The sequence below is a fragment of the Agrobacterium sp. CCNWLW32 genome (assembly GCF_037083425.1).
Lineage (GTDB): Bacteria > Pseudomonadota > Alphaproteobacteria > Rhizobiales > Rhizobiaceae > Agrobacterium > Agrobacterium radiobacter.
The window spans coordinates 72,288-90,437 of record NZ_JBAOJM010000004.1 but is presented as its reverse complement, the minus strand read 5'-3'; the positions used below and the strand labels follow the sequence as shown (position 1 = coordinate 90,437).

General features: G+C 60.8%; 15 protein-coding genes. 14 read left to right on the top strand and 1 reads right to left on the bottom strand.

Annotated features, from left to right (window positions below):
• Positions 1-3: 3 nt before the first annotated feature.
• The 13 genes from V6R85_RS10860 to V6R85_RS10800 all read left to right on the top strand — a co-directional run bounded on the left by V6R85_RS10860 (position 4) and on the right by V6R85_RS10800 (position 16,638).
• Complete coding sequence (locus V6R85_RS10860) at positions 4-1,560, top strand: hydantoinase/oxoprolinase N-terminal domain-containing protein (protein ID WP_112958585.1); 1,557 nt, start codon at positions 4-6, stop codon at positions 1,558-1,560.
• Positions 1,553-2,686, top strand: coding sequence for a DUF917 domain-containing protein (locus tag V6R85_RS10855; protein WP_112346558.1), 1,134 nt, complete (start codon positions 1,553-1,555; stop codon positions 2,684-2,686). The genes V6R85_RS10860 and V6R85_RS10855 overlap by 8 nt, the downstream gene beginning before the upstream one ends.
• Before the next feature lie 44 nt (positions 2,687-2,730).
• Entirely contained in the window at positions 2,731-4,326 is a 1,596-nt protein-coding gene (locus tag V6R85_RS10850) for an ABC transporter substrate-binding protein (RefSeq protein ID WP_112958586.1), read from the top strand.
• Between the two features lie 115 nt (positions 4,327-4,441).
• A complete protein-coding gene (locus tag V6R85_RS10845) occupies positions 4,442-5,518 on the top strand; it encodes an S-methyl thiohydantoin desulfurase domain-containing protein (protein WP_112958587.1) in 1,077 nt (358 codons plus the stop codon).
• On the top strand, positions 5,515-7,053 hold the full coding sequence (locus V6R85_RS10840; RefSeq protein ID WP_112958588.1) for a hydantoinase/oxoprolinase N-terminal domain-containing protein: 1,539 nt from the start codon (positions 5,515-5,517) through the stop codon (positions 7,051-7,053). The genes V6R85_RS10845 and V6R85_RS10840 overlap by 4 nt, the downstream gene beginning before the upstream one ends.
• A 45-nt stretch (positions 7,054-7,098) precedes the next feature.
• Positions 7,099-8,043, top strand: a complete 945-nt coding sequence (locus V6R85_RS10835) for an isoaspartyl peptidase/L-asparaginase family protein (RefSeq protein ID WP_112958589.1) — start codon at positions 7,099-7,101, stop codon at positions 8,041-8,043.
• 117 nt (positions 8,044-8,160) lie between these two features.
• Complete coding sequence (locus V6R85_RS10830) at positions 8,161-9,066, top strand: LysR family transcriptional regulator (RefSeq protein ID WP_112958590.1); 906 nt, start codon at positions 8,161-8,163, stop codon at positions 9,064-9,066.
• A gap of 180 nt (positions 9,067-9,246) precedes the next feature.
• Entirely contained in the window at positions 9,247-10,191 is a 945-nt protein-coding gene (locus tag V6R85_RS10825) for an ABC transporter permease (protein ID WP_112958591.1), read from the top strand.
• Positions 10,188-11,006: an ABC transporter permease gene (locus V6R85_RS10820; protein WP_112958592.1), complete on the top strand. Its 819-nt coding sequence runs from the start codon at positions 10,188-10,190 to the stop codon at positions 11,004-11,006. Before V6R85_RS10825 ends, V6R85_RS10820 begins: the two co-directional genes overlap by 4 nt.
• Positions 11,003-12,637 (top strand): dipeptide ABC transporter ATP-binding protein, encoded by a 1,635-nt coding sequence (locus V6R85_RS10815; RefSeq protein ID WP_112958593.1) that lies wholly within the window; start codon positions 11,003-11,005, stop codon positions 12,635-12,637. The genes V6R85_RS10820 and V6R85_RS10815 overlap by 4 nt, the downstream gene beginning before the upstream one ends.
• A gap of 13 nt (positions 12,638-12,650) precedes the next feature.
• Positions 12,651-13,487: a serine hydrolase gene (locus V6R85_RS10810; RefSeq protein WP_162724167.1), complete on the top strand. Its 837-nt coding sequence runs from the start codon at positions 12,651-12,653 to the stop codon at positions 13,485-13,487.
• A gap of 36 nt (positions 13,488-13,523) precedes the next feature.
• On the top strand, positions 13,524-15,068 hold the full coding sequence (locus V6R85_RS10805; protein ID WP_112958595.1) for an ABC transporter substrate-binding protein: 1,545 nt from the start codon (positions 13,524-13,526) through the stop codon (positions 15,066-15,068).
• Positions 15,069-15,195: 127 nt separating this feature from the next.
• A complete protein-coding gene (locus V6R85_RS10800) occupies positions 15,196-16,638 on the top strand; it encodes a M20 family metallopeptidase (RefSeq protein WP_112958596.1) in 1,443 nt (480 codons plus the stop codon).
• A 223-nt stretch (positions 16,639-16,861) separates the two neighbouring features.
• On the opposite strand, the gene V6R85_RS10795 is transcribed toward V6R85_RS10800, so the two are convergent.
• On the bottom strand, positions 16,862-17,173 hold the full coding sequence (locus tag V6R85_RS10795) for a hypothetical protein (protein ID WP_087745769.1): 312 nt from the start codon (positions 17,171-17,173) through the stop codon (positions 16,862-16,864).
• On the opposite strand from V6R85_RS10795, the gene V6R85_RS10790 reads away from it, so the two are divergent.
• Positions 17,145-18,074: a sugar ABC transporter substrate-binding protein gene (locus V6R85_RS10790; protein WP_060726909.1), complete on the top strand. Its 930-nt coding sequence runs from the start codon at positions 17,145-17,147 to the stop codon at positions 18,072-18,074. The genes V6R85_RS10795 and V6R85_RS10790 overlap by 29 nt on opposite strands.
• The last annotated feature ends 76 nt before the right edge of the window (positions 18,075-18,150 follow it).

Below are 18,150 nucleotides of genomic sequence, written 5' to 3'. Positions count from 1 at the left end.
GACGTGTATCGCGTTGGAATTGACGTCGGCGGCACAAATACCGATGCCGTTGTGTTACAGGATAAAACCGTTCTGGCGGGGGTGAAAGCCTCCACCACCGAGGATGTGACATCAGGTGTCATCGAAGCCCTTGAAAAGGTAATCGAGGCGTCGGGCATCGACAGGGCACACATCGGTGCCGTGATGATCGGCACCACGCATTTCACCAATGCGGTGATCGAGCGGCGGCATATGGACGAGGTCGCCGCCATCCGGCTCGGCCTGCCTTCCGGCGCCGGCCTGCCGCCGATGGTCGACTGGCCGGATGACCTCCGGGAAATCGTTGGTAACCACGGTTATCAGGTCCGCGGCGGATATGAATTCGACGGTCGCGAAATCTCAGCCCTCGATGAGGACGAAATCGTCCGCATCGCCGCCGATATCCGCGCAAAGGGCCTGAAGGCCGCGGCCGTCACCTGCGTCTTCAGCGGCATCAATGATGCGATGGAAGTGCGGGCGAAGGATATCCTGCAGGAGCGCTGCCCCGGCCTGCCGGTGGTTATGTCCAAGGATATCGGACGGCATGGTCTGCTCGCCCGCGAAAGTGCTGCGATCATGAATGCCAGCCTTCTTTCGCTTGCGGACCGCACCGTTGCCGCTTTCGGCGAGGCGCTGAAGGCAGCGGGCATAACCTGCCCGTTCTACATCACCCAGAACGACGGCACGCTGATGGCGGCGGATGTGGTGCGCGGCTTCCCTGTGCTCACCTTCGCCTCCGGCCCGACGAATTCCATGCGTGGTGCGGCCTTCCTCACCGGCCTCAAGGATGCCGTTGTGGTCGATGTCGGCGGCACCACCTCCGATGTCGGTTCGCTGTCGCACGGCTTTCCACGACAGGCTTCCACGACGGTGGATATTGGCGGCGTGCGCACCAATTTCCGCATGCCGGATGTGTTTTCCATCGGTCTCGGCGGCGGCTCGCTGGTGGTCAATGGCGACCATGGCCTGACCGTCGGCCCGAAATCAGTCGGTTACCGGGTCCGCCGTGAGGCGCTCTGCTTCGGTGGCACGACCCTGACCGCGACGGATATCGCGGTCGCGTCCGGCAAGGCGGATGTGGGCGAAAAGGCGCTGGTTTCCACTCTCGACAAGCGGCTTGTGGATGCTGCGGTCGAAAAGATCAACGCCATGCTCGAGTCCTGTGTGGAACGCAGCCGCATCTCGTCCTCGCCGGTGCCTGTCATCGCGGTTGGCGGCGGCTCCATTCTCATGCCGGACCGTATCGGTGAACTGGAAGTCATCCGCCCCGAAAATTTCGCGGTGGCGAATGCCGTCGGTGCGGCAATCGCGCAGATCAGCGGCGAGACGGACCGCGTCTTCTCGCTGATCGAGGGGCGCACGCGTGAAAGCGCGCTTGCCGAAGCCGAGGCCGAGGCGCGCGAGAAGGCGATTGCGGCAGGCGCGCTTGCCGAAACGCTGGAAGTGATCGAGCGCGAGGACATGCCGCTTGCCTATCTGCCCGGCAATGCCACCCGCATTCATGTGAAAGTCGTTGGAGAAATGGGAGCCAATCATGGCTGAGACGCGCAAGCTGAAATATGACGAGGCGGCATTGCGTACGCTGACGCGGGAAGATCTCGACGCGCTGGAAATCGGTGCGGGCATTCTCGGCACGGGCGGCGGCGGCAATCCCTATCTGGGCAAGCTTCTGGCGCTGGAGGCCATGAAGGCCGGTTACGAGATGAAGATCCTTGCGACTGACGCCATTGAGCCGGACGCGCTTTGCATGTCCATCGGCGGCATCGGCGCACCGGTGGTTGGTGTCGAGCGCATCCGCGAAGGCCGTGAAGGCCTGCGCTGCCTGCGCGCCATGGAAGAGCTGATCCGCACGCCAGTAGACGCGATCGTCTGCGAGGAAATCGGCGGTTCCAACTCCATGAACCCGCTGGTGACGGCTGCGCTCGGCGGCCTGCCGATCCTCGATTGCGACGGCATGGGCCGGGCCTTCCCTGAGATGCAGATGACGACCTTCTCCATCTACGGTCACAGTTCCACGCCATCGGTGATGTGCGACCTTCACGGCAATGCCGTGATCTTCAGCCACGCCGTTTCCGAGGTCTGGCACGAGCGTATGGCGCGTGCCTGCGTCGTTTCGCAGGGCGGCGGCGCGATGCTGGCGACCGCGCCGATGCAGGCGCATTACGTGCATCAATACGGCATTCCGAAAACCTATACCAAGGCGATTGCCATCGGGGAGGCGGTTATCCGCGCCCGCAAGCAGCAGGAAGACCCGATTGCGGCTGTCTGCGCGCTCGAAGGCGGACGGCGCATCTTCAACGGCAAGATCACCGATCTGAAGCGCCATCTGCGCGGCGGTTTCGCGGTCGGCGATCTCACGCTGTCCGGCTTTGATGATTGCGCGGGCCAGACGGCGGGCGTCGCCATCCAGAACGAGTTCCTGCTGTTTACCCGTGACGGCAAGGTGGAAGTGACGGTCCCCGACCTGATCGTCCTGCTCGATGTCGACACCGGTTATCCGATCACCACTGAAGTGCTGCGCTACGGCCAGCGCGTGGCCGTCATCGCCATCCCCTGCCACGATCTGTTGCGCAGCGCACGCGCGCTTGAGGTCGTCGGGCCGGCGGCCTTCGGTTACCCCGACATTCCCTTCTCACCGCTGCCCGTCCCGGTCAGCAAGGCTGCCTAACCATAAGCGGGGCAAATGACCCGCAATAAAGAGGAGAACGAAAAATGAAAATGCCAGGACTTTCTTCCCGCCGTGCCGTGCTTGCGCTCGGCACGGCAATCGCGTTGCCGCTTGGTCCTTCTGCTGCCTTTGCGGAAGACAAGGTGTCGGTCGCGGTCAATACCATGCAGATATTCAGCTCGCTCGACCCGGCGAAAGTGACTGATTATACCGGCTACATGGCCATCGTGAACATGTATGACGGCCTGACGACGGTGAACGCCAAGGGCGAAATCGTGCCGCATCTGGCGAAGTCCTGGGATATTTCGGAAGACGGCCTGACCTACACCTTCCACCTGCGCGACGATGCGAAGTTTCAGGACGGCACGGCGGTAAAGGCTGCCGATCTCGTCTGGTCGATCCAGCGCCTGCTCGGCATCAACAAGGGCCCGTCGAACCTCATCGTCGGCGTCCTGAAGCCCGAAAACGTCACCGCGCCTGACGATGCGACGCTCGTCATGAAGATCGAGCGTCAGTTTTCGCCCTTCATGGCCTCCACGCCGCTGATGATGGCGTTGAACAAGACGTTGATCGAAGCCAATGCCAAGCCCGAAGACAAGTGGGGCGAGGCCTATGTGGGCGAACATTCCGCCGGTTCCGGCCCATACAAGCTCGTCAGCTACAACCGTTCTGCCGATATGGTCATTGCCCGCAATGCGGACTATTTCCTTGGCTGGACCAAGGGCAAGCCGATCGACGAAGTACGCTTCGTCCAGACGAGCGACGACGCTACCGTCAAGGCGCTGGCTGAAAAGGGCGAACTTGGCCTTTCCTCGCACGGCCTTGGCAACGACACCTATGAATCCATCGGCCGGATGAAGGATTACAAGCTCATCCAGACCCGCACCGCCGGCGGTTTCGTCATCAAGCTCAACACCAAGGTTTACCCGACAGACGACGTTCACGTTCGTCGCGCCATTGCCTATGCGACGGATTACAAGACGATCCAGGAAGTGATCTATCCCGGTTTCGACATGCAGGGGCCGCTATCCGACGCTTTCAAGGACGCGCATAACGGCGATATTCCGCCCGGCGTCTACGATCTGGAAAAGGCGAAGGAAGAACTGGCGAAGTCGAAATATGCCGGCCAGAAGATCACGCTGGTCAACAGCTATGTCGCTTCGCTGGCCTTCGAGGCGGAAGTGGCACTGCTTTTGCAATCCAGCCTCGAGCAAATCGGTATTACGCTCGATATCAAGCCAGAGCCGTGGAACCGTATCGTCGAGCTTTCCTCCAAGCCTGAAACGACGCCTGCGTCGACGCAGGTGAATATCTCGCCGACCTATCCGTCTCCGGATGCGATGTTCTACAACCAGTATCACTCCAAGGCATCAGGCACATGGATGTCGATGGAATGGCTGCAGAACGCGGAAATCGACGGGTTGATCGACAAGGTCCGTGCCACGACCGATACCAGCGAACAGAACGCAACCTACAAGGAACTGCAGACCAAGATCGCCGATCTTCAACCGGATGTCTGGGCGGTTGCGCCGAACCGCCGTTATGCGGCGAACAAGTGCCTTCAGGGTTACGAGTTCATTCCCATGCAGAGCTGGGACCTGAACTTCTCCAACTTCCATTGGGACTGCAAGGCGGAGTGATCTCCGTCCCATGAAAAGCGGTCCCGCCGCAGGGCGGGGCCGATGAGACTTGGAACGATAAAGGGAAGGAGCATCGCTTGCGCCGGAAAGGCTGCGGCATGCCCGAGGATGACGCATGATCCAGGAATTTTCCGAAGACGATATCGAACCTCTTGCCACCGGCGCCTGGATTCTGGGAACGGGCGGTGGAGGCAATCCCTATATCTCGACGCTCAATCTGCGCCGTCTTTATGCCGAAGGCAGACGGGTGAAGGTCATGGACCCCATGGCGCTTGCTGATGAAGACATGGTTGCGGTCGTCTCCAAGATGGGTGCACCGCTTGTTGGTCAGGAACGGCTGGGAGACCCCGTTCATCTTGCCCGCGCGGTCGAGGTCATGGAGGATTATCTCGGCAAGCCTTTCCGGGCGATCATGAGCGTGGAAATCGGCGGCTCGAATGCGCTGTCTTCTTTTCTCGCCGCCGCCATGCTCGACCGGCCCGTCGTCAATGCCGATGCCATGGGACGTGCTTATCCCGAAGCGCAGATGACCTCATTCGCCATTGGCAATCTGCCGATGTTTCCGCTGTCGCTGGTCGATGTGCGAGACAATGAGGTGATCGTGACGCGCGCTGCATCGTGGAAATGGATGGAGCGCATCTCGCGCAAGGTCTGCACCGAAGTCGGCTCTACCGCCGCCACCTGCAAGGCGCCGCGCACCGGCAAGGAAGTGAAGGAATGGGGCATTCATTACACCGTCACAAAGGCGACCGAACTCGGGCGCGCGGTGATGGAGGCGCGTGCACGCCATGATGACCCGGTTCAGGCGGTTCTCAACCATGAGGGTGGCAAGCAGCTGTTCCGCGGCAAGGTGGTGGATGTGGCCCGCGAGACCACCGGCGGCTTCCTGCGCGGCAGCACCACCATTGAAGGTATCGACGCCGACAGGGGCTCGCGTCTGGAACTCGCCTTCCAGAATGAATGGGCGGTCGCCTTCCGCGATGGCCAGCCGGTTGCCATGACGCCGGACCTGCTTTGCCTTCTCGACACCGTTTCGGGCAGTGCCATCGGCACGGAATCGGTGCGTTATGGCCAGCGTGTAACGGTTGTCGCCCTGCCGGCGCCGGAACTCTTGACGACGCCTGCCGGCATCGCCGCCGTCGGCCCGCGTGCCTTCGGTTATGACATTGACTTTAAATCGGTATTCCCATGAAACGCATCGGTATTGACGTTGGCGGCACCAATACGGATGCCGTTCTCATAGATGGCGACACGATTGTCGCCTCCATCAAGGTTCCGACCACGCAGGATGTCCTTTCCGGCGTGAAGGCGGCGCTTGCCCATGTGGCGGGTCATGTCGGCGCGGCGGATCGCCCGATCGACGCGGTGATGATCGGCACGACCCATTTCACCAATGCGGTTGTGGAGCGCGCCCGGTTGGAGCGGGTTGCCGCCATCCGCATCGCGCTACCAACAGGTTCTTCGTTGCCGCCCATGTGCGACTGGCCGAAAGACCTCCACGAGGCCGTCGATCCGCTGATCTTCATGGTCCACGGCGGTCATGAATATGACGGCAGCCCGCTGGTGCCGATGATCCCGGATGAAATCCGTGAAGCGGCGATGAAAATCCGCGATGCGGGCATCACCTCCATCGCCATTTCCGCAACCTTCTCGCCGCTGACCACGGAGTGCGAGGTGAGGGCGGCGGAGATCGTCCGTTCGGTGATCCCCGATGCGCGCATCACGCTCTCCCACACGCTCGGACGTATCGGGCTCCTGGAGCGCGAGAACGTCGCACTTCTGAATGCCGCCCTTCAGACATTGGGCAAGACCACGGTACAGGCATTTTCCGATGCGCTACGGGAGGCTGGCGTGAAAGCGCCGTTCTATCTGACCCAGAACGATGGCACCGTGGCGCTGGCGGATGTGGCCGCCGCAAACCCCGTGCACAGCTTCGCTTCCGGCCCGACCAATTCGATGCGTGGTGCCGCCTTCCTCACCGGGCTTTCCGATGCCATGGTGGTGGATGTTGGCGGCACTACCTCCGATATCGGTTGCCTTGTCGGCGGTTTTCCGCGTGAGGCGAACAACATTGTCCATATTGGTGGGGTCCGCACCCTGTTCCGCATGCCCGATCTTCTACCGATCGCACTTGGCGGCGGGACGATTGTCGACCCGCAGACAGGCAAGATCGGCCCGCGCTCGGTGGGGTATCGCATCCTGACCGAAGCCCGCGTTTTCGGCGGCGAGACACTGACGACATCGGATATCGCCGTTGCCGCAGGCCTGATCGAGATGGGCGACAGGGACCGTGTAAAAGACCTCGATCCGGCATTCGTGCAGGCGACACTTCAACGCATTCGCGACATGGTGGCCGACAGTTTCGACCAGATGAAGACTTCTGCGGAAGACGTGCCGCTGGTCGCGGTCGGCGGTGGGGCGTTCCTGATACCTGAACGGGTTCCGGGCGCTTCCGAGGTGCTGCGTGTGGAAAATGCAGGGGTTGCCAATGCGCTCGGTGCGGCAATGGCGCAGGTTTCCGGCGAGGTGGATCAGGTCTTTTCCGGGTTGAGCCGCGACGAGGCGCTTGCGAAAGCCGAGACCGAAGCGCAGAACGCGGCGGTTGCTTCGGGAGCGGAGCGCGCGAGCCTCAAGACGCTTGAGGTGGAGGATATTCCCATCGCCTATCTGCCCGGCGGCGCGCGGCGGGTACGGGTGCGTGTTATCGGCGATATCGCCTTTCATTGATGGTAAGAGGCCCTGCCGGCGGCGGGGCGACAGTGGAGTGAGGACATGACGAAGATCGCATTGGCCATTCACGGTGGTTGCGGGGTGATGCCGGAAGACAGCATGACGCCGGAGGAATGGGAGGCGGCTCGCCACGATCTGGCGGCGGCACTGCGCGCGGGTTATGGCGTGCTGAAGGCTGGCGGCACTGCGCTGGAAGCGGTTGAGGCGGCGGTCGTCGTCATGGAGGACAGCCCGCATTTCAACGCAGGTCATGGGGCGGCGCTCAACGAGAATGGCATCCACGAACTCGACGCCTCGATCATGGATGGTGAAACGCTGGCAGCGGGTGCGATCAGCGCATCCCGCGCCATCCGCAATCCGGTCAAGGCGGCCCGCGCGCTGATGGCGGATGAGCGTGCCGTCTATCTGACGGGGGAGGCGGCCGATCGCTTTGCCAGGGAAAAGGGGCTTGTTACCGAACCTCAATCCTATTTCACCACGCAAAAGCGCCTTGAGGCGCTGGCGGCCATGAAGGTCCATGCCGCCGCCGGTACGGAAGCGACGGAAAACGAAAAACACGGAACCGTCGGCGCGGTGGCGCTCGATGCGGCGGGGCATCTCGCAGCCGCGACATCCACCGGCGGCTACACCAACAAGCCTGACGGCCGGGTGGGTGACAGCCCGGTGATCGGGGCGGGCACCTATGCACGCGACGGCGCCTGCGCCGTTTCCGGCACCGGCAAGGGTGAATTTTTCATCCGTTACGTCGTCGGCCATGAGATCGCGTCCCGTGTCGCCTATCTCGGGCAGGATCTGGAAACCGCCGCCGGCAACCTCGTCCACAAGGATCTGGCGCCCTACGATATCGGTGCGGGTCTTGTCGCCATCGATGCCGAAGGCGGCATTGCCGCACCCTATAATACGCCCGGCATGTTCCGGGGGTGGGTGACCCCATCAGGAGAGGCCCGTGTTGCCACCCACGACAGGGTCTACGACGTGGAATTGTAACCGGCGACCGAGCGGACCGCATGACAAAGCGAAAAAAACCGGTGACATGAAGGCCTATCGGCGGCAAAAGGTCTGAACCGAAACCGGCTCGTCATTTCATCCCATGGTGCTGGCCTCATGAATATCAAGCAGCTCGAAGTCCTTCGCACGCTTCTTTCCACCGGCTCGACCATCGCCACCGCCAAGGCCATGGGGCTAAGCCAGTCCGGTATCAGCCGGCTTCTGGCTCAGCTCGAGGCGGACCTGTCGCTGACGCTGTTTGCCCGCGACAAGGGGCGGCTGATCCCGACACCGGAGGCGGTGCTTCTTGCGCGGGATGCGGAGAATGTGCTGCTTGCGGTCGATCGCATGTCCGGCCACGCCGAGGATCTGCGCAATGGTGCGGCTGGCCCGGAAATCGTCCGCATCGGCCTGCCAAGCAGCATGTGGGAAAATTTCGCGCCCGCCATGCTGATCGATTATGTCAGGGATTTTCCCGGCGTCCGTATCGAGACCTTTTTCGAAACGACGACCGCCATCAACAAGCTCGTTGGCGAGCGGGTGATCGATCTTGGTTTCCTGCGGATGGAGGGCGAGATTGGCCCGGGCATCGATGTCGAGCGTGTCGCGACCGGCAAAAGCGTCTGCGTGGTCCGTGAGGATCATCCGCTGGCCAAGCTTGACGAAATCACAGTCAAGGACCTGCGCAATGTTCCACTCATTCTGATCGGCCGCCAGCGGCCGAACCGCATGGCGCTCGATCAGGTTTTCAAAAAGGCCGGCGTCAAGCCGATGGTGAAGATCGAGACCCACACCAACAGTTCCGCCTGCGCCTATGTGGCGCATGGGTTGGGAGTAACGATCATCAGCAGTTTTTATGCTAACCTCTACCGGCATCTTCCCGTTGTTGCCCGACCATTCGTTCCCCAGGCGGCGCAGGAGTTCGGTCTTGCCCGCGCTTCCGGCGCACCTTTGTCCATCGCTGCGCAGGCGCTGAGTGATGCCTTGAAGCGGGAAATCCAGCTTTCGCAAAAAATCGACTGAAAACGGGATTTTGGGCGGAAAATCTCATTGTCCTCATCAGGATCAAACGCGCCGTCATTCTGCATAGATATATGACATTTATGCATAATATTGCGCCTTATTTATCAATCCGTCATAGTCGCCAGCAACGAAACCGATAGAGGCGGGATACCATTCCCCGCCATCAATCGTGGGGAACCGATGATAAGATTCATACTGAGCCGTCTTTTGATGGCGCTGCCGACGATCGCATTCGTGTCGATCACGGTCTTCGCGCTCATCCGCTTTATTCCGGGTGATCCGGCTGCCCTGATGCTGGGTGACATGGCGCAACCGGAACAGATCGAAGCGATGAGGACCGAACTCGGCTTCGACAAGTCCATGCCGCAACAGTTCCTCATCTGGGCCGGCAATGTGGTGCAGGGCGATTTTGGCCGCTCCATCGTCAATGACGAGGCGGTGCTGCCATTGGTCGTCTCGCGCTTTCTCGTCAGCGCCGAGATCGTCGTGGTCGCCGTGCTGCTCGCCAGCCTGATTGCGGTTCCGGCAGGCGTGATCGCCGCCTGGAAACAGAACAGCCTGACCGATCTTGCGCTGGTGGGAACGGCAACCCTGCTGCTGTCCATTCCGACATTCTGGCTGGGTCTTCTGCTTCTTCTGTTTTTCGGCCTCAAGCTCGGCTGGCTGCCGGTGCTGGGATATGTGTCGATCGGCGACAATCTGGTCGGCGGCATGGTTTATCTGGTCCTGCCTGTCATGACGCTGGTGATCCATGAAATGGGTGTTCTGATCCGCATGGCGCGCGCCTCGACGCTGGAAGTGCTGCGGCTGGATTACATCACCCATGCCCGCGCCAAGGGGCTTTCGGAAAGTGCGGTTCTCTGGCGGCACGCGTTCAAGAACGCCTTCGGCCCGACCTGGACGATGATCGGCCTCATTCTCGGCAATCTTCTTGGCGGCATCGCCGTCATCGAGACGGTGTTCACCATTCCCGGCCTCGGACGGCTGATGGTCGACAGTATTTTTGCCCGCGACTATCCGGTCATACAGGGCTGCCTGTTGTTCGTCTCGCTGTCCTATGTGCTGGTCAACCTGTTCGTCGACCTTCTTTATCCCCTCTTCGATCCGCGTGTGGTTGCCGAATGAAAAAGTTCACACTTAACGGGCTTATCGGCGGCTTTCTCATCGCCCTCCTGCTCATCACTGCCGTGACCGGCCTGTTCTGGACGCCCTATGACCCGATGAAGCTCGGCTTCGCTTCGCGTCTGGCTGCACCCGGTCCGAGCCATCTTCTCGGCACCGACGAATTCGGGCGCGATGTTCTCAGCCGTCTGATGGTCGGCGCGCGCGCCAGTGTCTGGATCGGCTTTCTGACGGTCAGCTTCGCAACGATCTGCGGCACCCTGATCGGCCTTGTCAGCGGTTATGCACGCGGCTGGGTGGATGGCGTTATCATGGCCATCAACAATGCGCTCCTGGCCTTTCCGGGTATTCTACTCGCACTCGGGCTGCTCGCGGTTTTCGGCGCTAATCAGTATGGCATCATCTTCGCACTCGGCATCGCCTACACGCCATCCATGGCCCGCGTGGTGCGCGGTGCCGTGCTTTCTCTGCGTGAGCGGGAATTCATCGAGGCGTCGCTGGTAATGGGCAATGGCGAGATTTACACCATGTTCTGCCACATCCTGCCCAATTGCATTGCGCCGATCACGGTTCTTGCCACCTCCATGTTCGGCTGGGCCATCCTGTCGGAAAGCGCGCTGTCCTTCCTCGGTCTTGGTGTGCCGCCGCCGGCTCCGACCTGGGGCAACATGCTGGCCGCCGGCCGGCCCTTCATCCAGCAGGCCGTGTGGCTCGGGCTTTTCCCCGGTCTCTGCATCGCGCTGACGCTGCTTGGCATCAATCTTCTGGGCGACGCCCTTCGCGACAGGCTTGACCCGCGCATGAGAGGTCTCAAATGACTGATAGTACGCTTCTCACCGTTCGCGGCCTTTCGCTGGAGGTCGCCAGAACCGGCCACCCAGTCGTCAAGGATGTCTCATTCGATATTGCCGCGGGCGAAATCTTCGGCATCGTCGGCGAAAGCGGCTCGGGAAAGACGCTCGCAACCCGCGCGCTTATCTCGCTTTTGCCGCCGGCCATCGCCGTCACCGGCGGGTCGATCATCTACAAGGGGCAGGATGTCATGTCCTTGCCGGTGAAGGAGCTTCGGCGTCTCCGCGGCGCGGAGATCGGCGTGGTTTTTCAGGAGCCGATGACCTCCCTCAACCCATCGATGACGATTGGCCGGCAGCTGGAGGAGGGGCTGATCCTTCACACGAAGTTGTCGCCCGAAGAGCGTCGCGAGAAAATTCTCGACATGCTGCGACGGGTGGGCATCCGCGACCCCGAAGGTGCGCTGGCGGCCTATCCGCACGAGTTTTCCGGCGGCATGCGCCAGCGCATCATGCTGGCCTCGGTCATGCTGTTGAAACCCGCTTTGCTGATCGCCGATGAACCGACGACGGCGCTTGATGCGGTCATCCAGCGCGATGTCATGGAACTGATGGTCGAGCTGACGCGGGCGGAAGGCACTGCCGTTCTCCTCATCAGCCACGACCTGCCCATGGTGGCGCGTTATACCAGCCGCATCGTGGTGATGGAAAAAGGCGCGATCGTCGAGCAGGGCCGCACCGAGGACCTGCTGGATGCGCCGCAGCACCCCTATACGAAAAAGCTGCTTTCCTCCCTGCCATTTCGTGGCGAGCCGCGCAACATCGACACCTCCAAGGCGCCGATGGTTTCGGCTCGCGATATCGTCGTCGATTATGCCGGTCGCAAGTCGCTGCTCAAGAAAGCCAAATCGAAGCGGGCGCTGCATGGCGTCAGCATCGATATTCACGAAGGCGAGGTCGTGGCGCTGGTCGGTGGCTCCGGTTCTGGCAAGACCACGCTTGGCCGCACCATCGCCGGTCTCGTCAAGGAAAGCGAAGGGCAAATCCGCTTTCAGGGCCGGGAGCGCAACGAGGACTGGAAAGACTACCGTCTGAATTGCCAGATGGTGTTTCAAGATCCCTATTCCTCTCTCGATCCGCGCATGACCATTCAGGCGCTCGTGGAGGAGGCTCTGCGCCTCGTGCCCGGTCTCGACCAGGCCGCCAAGCGCAAACGCGCGCTGGAAACGCTGGAAGAGGTGGGACTTGGCGCTGATTATGCCACCCGTTACCCGCACGAGCTTTCCGGCGGCCAGCGCCAGCGTGTGGCGATTGCACGCGCCATTGCCCGCCGTCCGCGTTTCCTGATCGCTGACGAACCTGTCTCCGCGCTCGACGTGACGGTGAGGGCGCAGGTGCTCGATCTCTTTTCCGATCTGCAGAAACGTTACGGTTTTTCCTGCCTGTTCATCAGCCACGATCTCGGTGTGGTCGAGCAGGTGGCCGACCGTGTCGTCGTCATGCAGGACGGCCGCATCATCGAAGAGGGCGACCGCGACACGATTTTCGACAGTCCGAGAGAAGCCTATACGCGCCGGCTGCTCTCGGCCATTCCCGCCCTCGACCAGAATGAAAAGGGCGGTGTGACACTCAAATGGCGTCTGGAAGATGAAGTTTAACAGGAACATGACAATGACTGTGGCTGCCCAACTGAATGCTATCTGCGATGCACAGCCTTTCGTGACGCGCTTCATGGTGCGCAATCTCCTGACCGGCGAAGAGATCGGGCGGGGAGAAAACGAGGAAACGCCATCGGGCAGCACCCGCAAGACGTCGATCATGATGGCCGTGCTCAAGGCCGCCAGCGAAGGGCGGATCGATCTCGACCAGCCCGTCACCTATGAAAAGAGGCTGGCGGAAGAAGTGGCGAGCGGCATGTTCCGCTATCTGACGCCGGGCATTGTCATTTCCCTGCGCGATGCGCTCGCCGGCATGATGGTGCTGAGCGACAATGTCTGCACCAAGATGGTGCTGGAGAGGCTGACGCTGGAAGAGGTGGATGGTTATTGCAAATCACTCGGCATGGCCAATACCCATCATCGTTTCCTCATTCCGCCGCTGGCGCTGGCGGCCGATCATCCGCTGAAGACCGTCACCACCACCTCGGCGGCGGATCAGGTGCTGCTGCTTCAGACTATTCTCGATGCGCAATCCTCGCCGGAGGCACAGGCAAAACTCGGTTGCAGCCCGCAATTGTGCGAGTGGGCCATGCAGACGCTGAAGAACCAGATTTTGCGTTATGGAATCCGCTCCCGTCTGCCTTTCGAGGCCACGGTGGCGAGTAAGAGCGGACGCGGCAAGCGCGGCCGCATGGATGCCGGCATCGTCTACAGGAACGGCGCGCCGTCTTTCATCATCACCGCCTATACCGATGAAGTGCCGCACACCCTGCCGGACGGCACGCCGGGATACACCATCGCGCTCGAAACGATCGGCCGGCTGGCACAGGCCTGCTGGGACGGGTTTTAATCACTCACAATCAATGACAACAAAGAGGGTAGAACAGTGAAAAAACTTCTTCTTGCAGGCGTTGCCCTGCTCGTGACCGCCAATATCGCCGCAGCACGCGATATCACCATCGCGCAAAGCTCCGATCTGCGCAGCAACAATCCGGGCGTGAACCGCGACGGCAATACGGACGGGGTTATCCTGCACATCGTCGAAGGCCTCGTCGGTTATAACAATGCCGGCGAGGTGAAGCCGCTTCTCGCCGAAACCGTCGATGTCTCTTCTGACGGCCTGATCTATACTTTCAAGCTTCGCAAGGACGTGAAATTCCACAATGGCAAGCCGCTCACCGCAGAGGATGTCGTCTGGAACTGGACACGTTATCTGAAGCCGGAAACCAAATGGACCTGCCTCAACGATTTCGCGGAAGGCGGCGCAGCACACGTCACCGGCGTCAAGGCCACGGATGCATCCACGGTCGAGATCACGCTTGAAAAGCCGTCAGGCGTCTTCCTCGGCCTCATGTCGCGGCCGGAATGCGGTTATACCGGCATGATCTCGCCGGAATCGGTTGCTGCCGATGGCAGCTTCGCCAAGCCGATCGGCACCGGGCCGTTCCAGTGGGATGAGTGGAAGAAGGGCGAATATATCCGTCTTGCCAAATTTGCCGATTATGTTTCGCCGGCAAATGACGGTAAGCCGGATGGCATGGTTGGCTCCAAGCGGCCGCTCGCCGATGGCATCAAGTTCATGGTCATTCCCGATGCCTCGACCGTGAAGGCCGGGCTTGAATCCGGCGTGCTCGATACGGCCGAGATTTCTCCCGATCTCATTCCGGAGTTCAAGACCAATGAGAAGATGCAGCTCATCGTCTCCCGCAACAACGGCAAGAACCTGTTCTACATCCAGACCCGCGACAAGGTGCTGAGCAATCCCGGTGTGCGCCGCGCCATGGCGATGGCGCTCGATCTCGACGAACTGGTCGCGGCTGCATCGAACGGTACGGGTGAAGCCAACGGTTCGATGGTCTCGCAGGATTCGGTCTATTACGACGAGGCCCAGAAGAAGCGTCCGGCCTATGACATCGAAGCGGCCAAGAAGGAGCTGGCCGCCGCCGGTTACAAGGGCGAGCCGATCTCGATCATCGCCAACAAGCGCGGCAACGTGCCGAGTTTCCCGGCCGCCGTCATGGCGCAGGCGATGATGCAGCAGGCGGGTCTCAACGTGCAGATCGAGGTGCTGGATTATGCGACGCAGGTGGATCGCCGCCGTTCCGGCAATTATCAGGTGATCTCGCAGTCGGTCGCTCCGCGTCTCGACCCGGCACTGATGTACGCCTTCTATGTCGGCAACAAGGATAAGAACGCATCGCTGATGTGGGATGATCCGAAGGCGATCGAACTGATGAAGGCGGCCTATGTCGAGGCCGATCAGACCAAGCGCCAGAAGATTTTCGACGAGTTTCACGAATTGATGCTGAAGGAAATGCCGGGCATCTTCCTTTACGACATGGTCGATGTCTGGGGCGCGACGAAAAAGCTGAAGGGCCAGCCGGTCTGGCAGTCGAACGCCCGTCTTTGGGAAGTCTCGGTCGACAACTGATCCACTATCGCCCGCGCCGGAGGCGGACCCCGGCGCGGGCTTTCCATCATAGAGCGTAAGGATTTGGCGGAGTTTCCACCGAAGCGCTTGCGCGTGCCCGCAAAGGGCGGAAATGCGAGGACAAGCCATGAACCGTGATGCCGTGATGTCGATTGCCGCTGCAGTCGAGGCAATGAAGCCCGATTTCACTACCCTAAGTGACAATATCTGGGATTTTGCCGAGCTGAAATTCGAAGAACGGCAATCTGCCGGTGTCCTGGCTGCCGCGCTCGAGGAAAATGGCTTTGATGTTCACCGCGGCGTTGCAGGCATGGAAACGGCCTTTATCGGCGAATTCGGCAGCGGCAAGCCAGTTATCGCCTTCCTCGGTGAATTCGATGCGCTGGCCGGCATGAGTCAGTTGGCCGATGTGGCGCAGGTGCAGCCGCGCGAGGCAGGCGCCACCGGCCATGGCTGCGGCCATAACCTGCTTGGCGTCGGCTCATTGATGGCCGCTATTGCGCTCGCCCGGCATCTGAAAGCCAATAATCTTCCCGGCACCGTGCGTTATTACGGTTGCCCGGGCGAAGAGGGCGGTTCCGGCAAGACCTTCATGGTGCGCGCCGGCCTGTTCGATGATGTCGATGCGGCGCTGACCTGGCACCCGGCACCCTTCAATGGCGTACGTTCCACCAATAATCTTGCCGTGCTGGAATATTTCTACCGTTTCAAGGGTGTTGCAGCCCACGCCTCCAACGCCGCCCATCTAGGGCGTTCGGCGCTCGATGCCGTCGAACTCATGAATGTCGGTGTCAACTTCCTGCGCGAACATATGCCGCAGGATTGCCGGGTGCATTATGCGATCACCGATACCGGCGGCAAGGCGGCGAATGTGGTGCAGGCGAAGGCCGAAGTACTTTACCTGATCCGCGCCCCGGAAATGCGCCAGGCGCTCGATCTTGCCGCACGGGTGGACAAGGTGGCGCGCGGCGCGGCGATGATGACCGAAACGGAAGTGGAGATCGTCTTCGATACCGCTTCCACCAACCTTCTGCCCAACATCACGCTGGAAACGGCGATGCATGAAAACATGGTTGCGCTTGGCCCTGTCGCCTTCGACGAGGCGGATATCGATTTCGCCAAACGCATTCAGGATACTTTCACCGACGAGGCGATCAAAAGCAGCATCCGGCTCTACCAGATAAAGGGCGATGTTTTTTCCAACCGGAAGATCGACGGTTCGACGCCGCTGCATCTCGGCCTGCGGGATTTTGAGGGCCAGTCGCATTTCCGGGCGGGTTCCACCGATGTCGGTGACGTTAGCTGGGTCACGCCAACGGCGCAGTGCTGGACGCCGGCCTGGGCGATTGGGACCAATCCGCATACCTGGCAGGTGGTGGCGCAGGGCAAAAGCCCTGCCGCCCACAAAGCCATGGCGCATGCCGCCAAGGCAATGGCGTCGACAGGCCTTGCGCTGATGACCTCGCCGGAACTGCTCGCCAATGCCAGGAAGGAGTGGCAGGAAAAGACCGAAGGCAGCAACTATGTCTGCCCGATTCCCGCCGATGTCATGCCTGGCTCCCACCCGTAAGGCGCTACGCACTTCCATTTGCCGCCGTCCGTCTGCCGCCAGATTTCCACAGGCGGCATGGTGAATCGCATGAACGTTCCAAGGTGAATAAATCCGATGCTCCGCCGGCCTTCTGAAGAGAGGGCCGGCGGATTCCGGTTTGGAATAAATCTTCCATCTCAGCCGAGTTCATCCTGGCTCCGAACCGGGAGCCGTAATTTCAACGGCTTATGGCTTCCCTGCCTCAAGGGCAGGACGAGGCAAACGGAGCTTCAGCACCTTCATCGGCAATCCCGTCTGGAACGCTCGTCCGCTTGAATGTCCAATCATCACGGCCTTGTGCGCCGCTCCACAGCTGGGCTGCGAAGAAAGCATTGACGTTCGAACCAAAAATGGAATAAATATATCGAACAGGCAGAAAATCGGTTTCATTATTCCGTTTTCTGAATGTGAGGAGGTTGCGGCGGGCTTTCGGGTTCGCCTCCGGCTGGGAGAGGCGGCGCCGGACGCCATGGAGGAGAAAAACAATGAGGAAATTTATCATCGGCGCAGCCATGTCTGCGCTTCTCGGCACAGCGGCACATGCGGAGACAGTCGGTGTCTCGATGGCGTTGTTCGACGACAACTTCCTGACAGTGCTGCGCAACGGCATGCAGGATTATTCCAAGGAACTGAAGGGCGTCACCCTGCAGGTCGAGGACGCGCAGAACGACGTCGCCAAGCAGCAGAGCCAGATTCAGAATTTCATCGCGTCCAAGGTCGATGCGATCATCGTCAACCCGGTTGACACGGATGCGACGGCGGCCATGTCGAAGCTTGCCGCCGATGCCAAAATTCCGCTTGTTTACGTCAACCGCCAGCCGGTGAACGTCGACAGCCTGCCTGATGGCCAGGCATTCGTCGCCTCCGACGAAACGGTTGCCGGCACGCTTGAGGCCAAAGAGGTTTGCCGCCTTCTCGGTGGCAAGGGCAATGCGGTCATCATGATGGGCGAGCTTTCCAACCAGGCTGCGCGCATGCGCACACAGTCTGCGAAAGATGTTTTGAAGACCGACGAGTGCAAGGGCATTTCCGTGGTTGAAGAGCAGACCGCGAACTGGCAGCGTACGCAGGGTTCCGACCTCGTGACCAACTGGCTCTCCAGCGGCATCGAGTTCAACGCCGTCATCGCCAACAACGATGAAATGGCGATTGGTGCTCTCCAGGCGCTGAAGGCCGCGGGCAAGGATATGAAAGGCTATGTCGTCGCCGGTGTTGACGCCACGCAGGATGCGCTCGCGGCCATGCAGGCGGGCGATCTCGACGTCACGGTCTTTCAGGATGCGGCGGGGCAGGGCAAGGGTGCTCTCGATGCTGCGCTGAAGCTCGTCAAGGGCGACAAGGTCGAGAAGAAGGTCTACATTCCTTTCCAGCTCGTCACGCCTGAAAACGTCAAGGACTACGTGGCCAAGAACTAACGGCCCCTTCCGGCATCTGCGTCTGTTTCAGGTGATCCCGGAGGCAGATGCCGGTTCCCGTCAGCACTGGGGAGCA

Excerpts from the sequence above, each read along its gene's own strand:
- V6R85_RS10855 (WP_112346558.1), top strand. The coding sequence starts at position 1,553 with ATGGCTGAGACGCGCAAGCTGAAATATGACGAGGCGGCATTGCGTACG.
- V6R85_RS10850 (WP_112958586.1), top strand. The coding sequence starts at position 2,731 with ATGAAAATGCCAGGACTTTCTTCCCGCCGTGCCGTGCTTGCGCTCGGC.
- V6R85_RS10845 (WP_112958587.1), top strand. The coding sequence starts at position 4,442 with ATGATCCAGGAATTTTCCGAAGACGATATCGAACCTCTTGCCACCGGC.
- V6R85_RS10840 (WP_112958588.1), top strand. The coding sequence starts at position 5,515 with ATGAAACGCATCGGTATTGACGTTGGCGGCACCAATACGGATGCCGTT.
- V6R85_RS10835 (WP_112958589.1), top strand. The coding sequence starts at position 7,099 with ATGACGAAGATCGCATTGGCCATTCACGGTGGTTGCGGGGTGATGCCG.
- V6R85_RS10830 (WP_112958590.1), top strand. The coding sequence starts at position 8,161 with ATGAATATCAAGCAGCTCGAAGTCCTTCGCACGCTTCTTTCCACCGGC.
- V6R85_RS10825 (WP_112958591.1), top strand. The coding sequence starts at position 9,247 with ATGATAAGATTCATACTGAGCCGTCTTTTGATGGCGCTGCCGACGATC.
- V6R85_RS10820 (WP_112958592.1), top strand. The coding sequence starts at position 10,188 with ATGAAAAAGTTCACACTTAACGGGCTTATCGGCGGCTTTCTCATCGCC.
- V6R85_RS10815 (WP_112958593.1), top strand. The coding sequence starts at position 11,003 with ATGACTGATAGTACGCTTCTCACCGTTCGCGGCCTTTCGCTGGAGGTC.
- V6R85_RS10810 (WP_162724167.1), top strand. The coding sequence starts at position 12,651 with ATGACTGTGGCTGCCCAACTGAATGCTATCTGCGATGCACAGCCTTTC.
- V6R85_RS10800 (WP_112958596.1), top strand. The coding sequence starts at position 15,196 with ATGAACCGTGATGCCGTGATGTCGATTGCCGCTGCAGTCGAGGCAATG.
- V6R85_RS10790 (WP_060726909.1), top strand. The coding sequence starts at position 17,145 with ATGAGGAAATTTATCATCGGCGCAGCCATGTCTGCGCTTCTCGGCACA.
- V6R85_RS10795 (WP_087745769.1), bottom strand. The coding sequence starts at position 17,173 with ATGGCTGCGCCGATGATAAATTTCCTCATTGTTTTTCTCCTCCATGGC.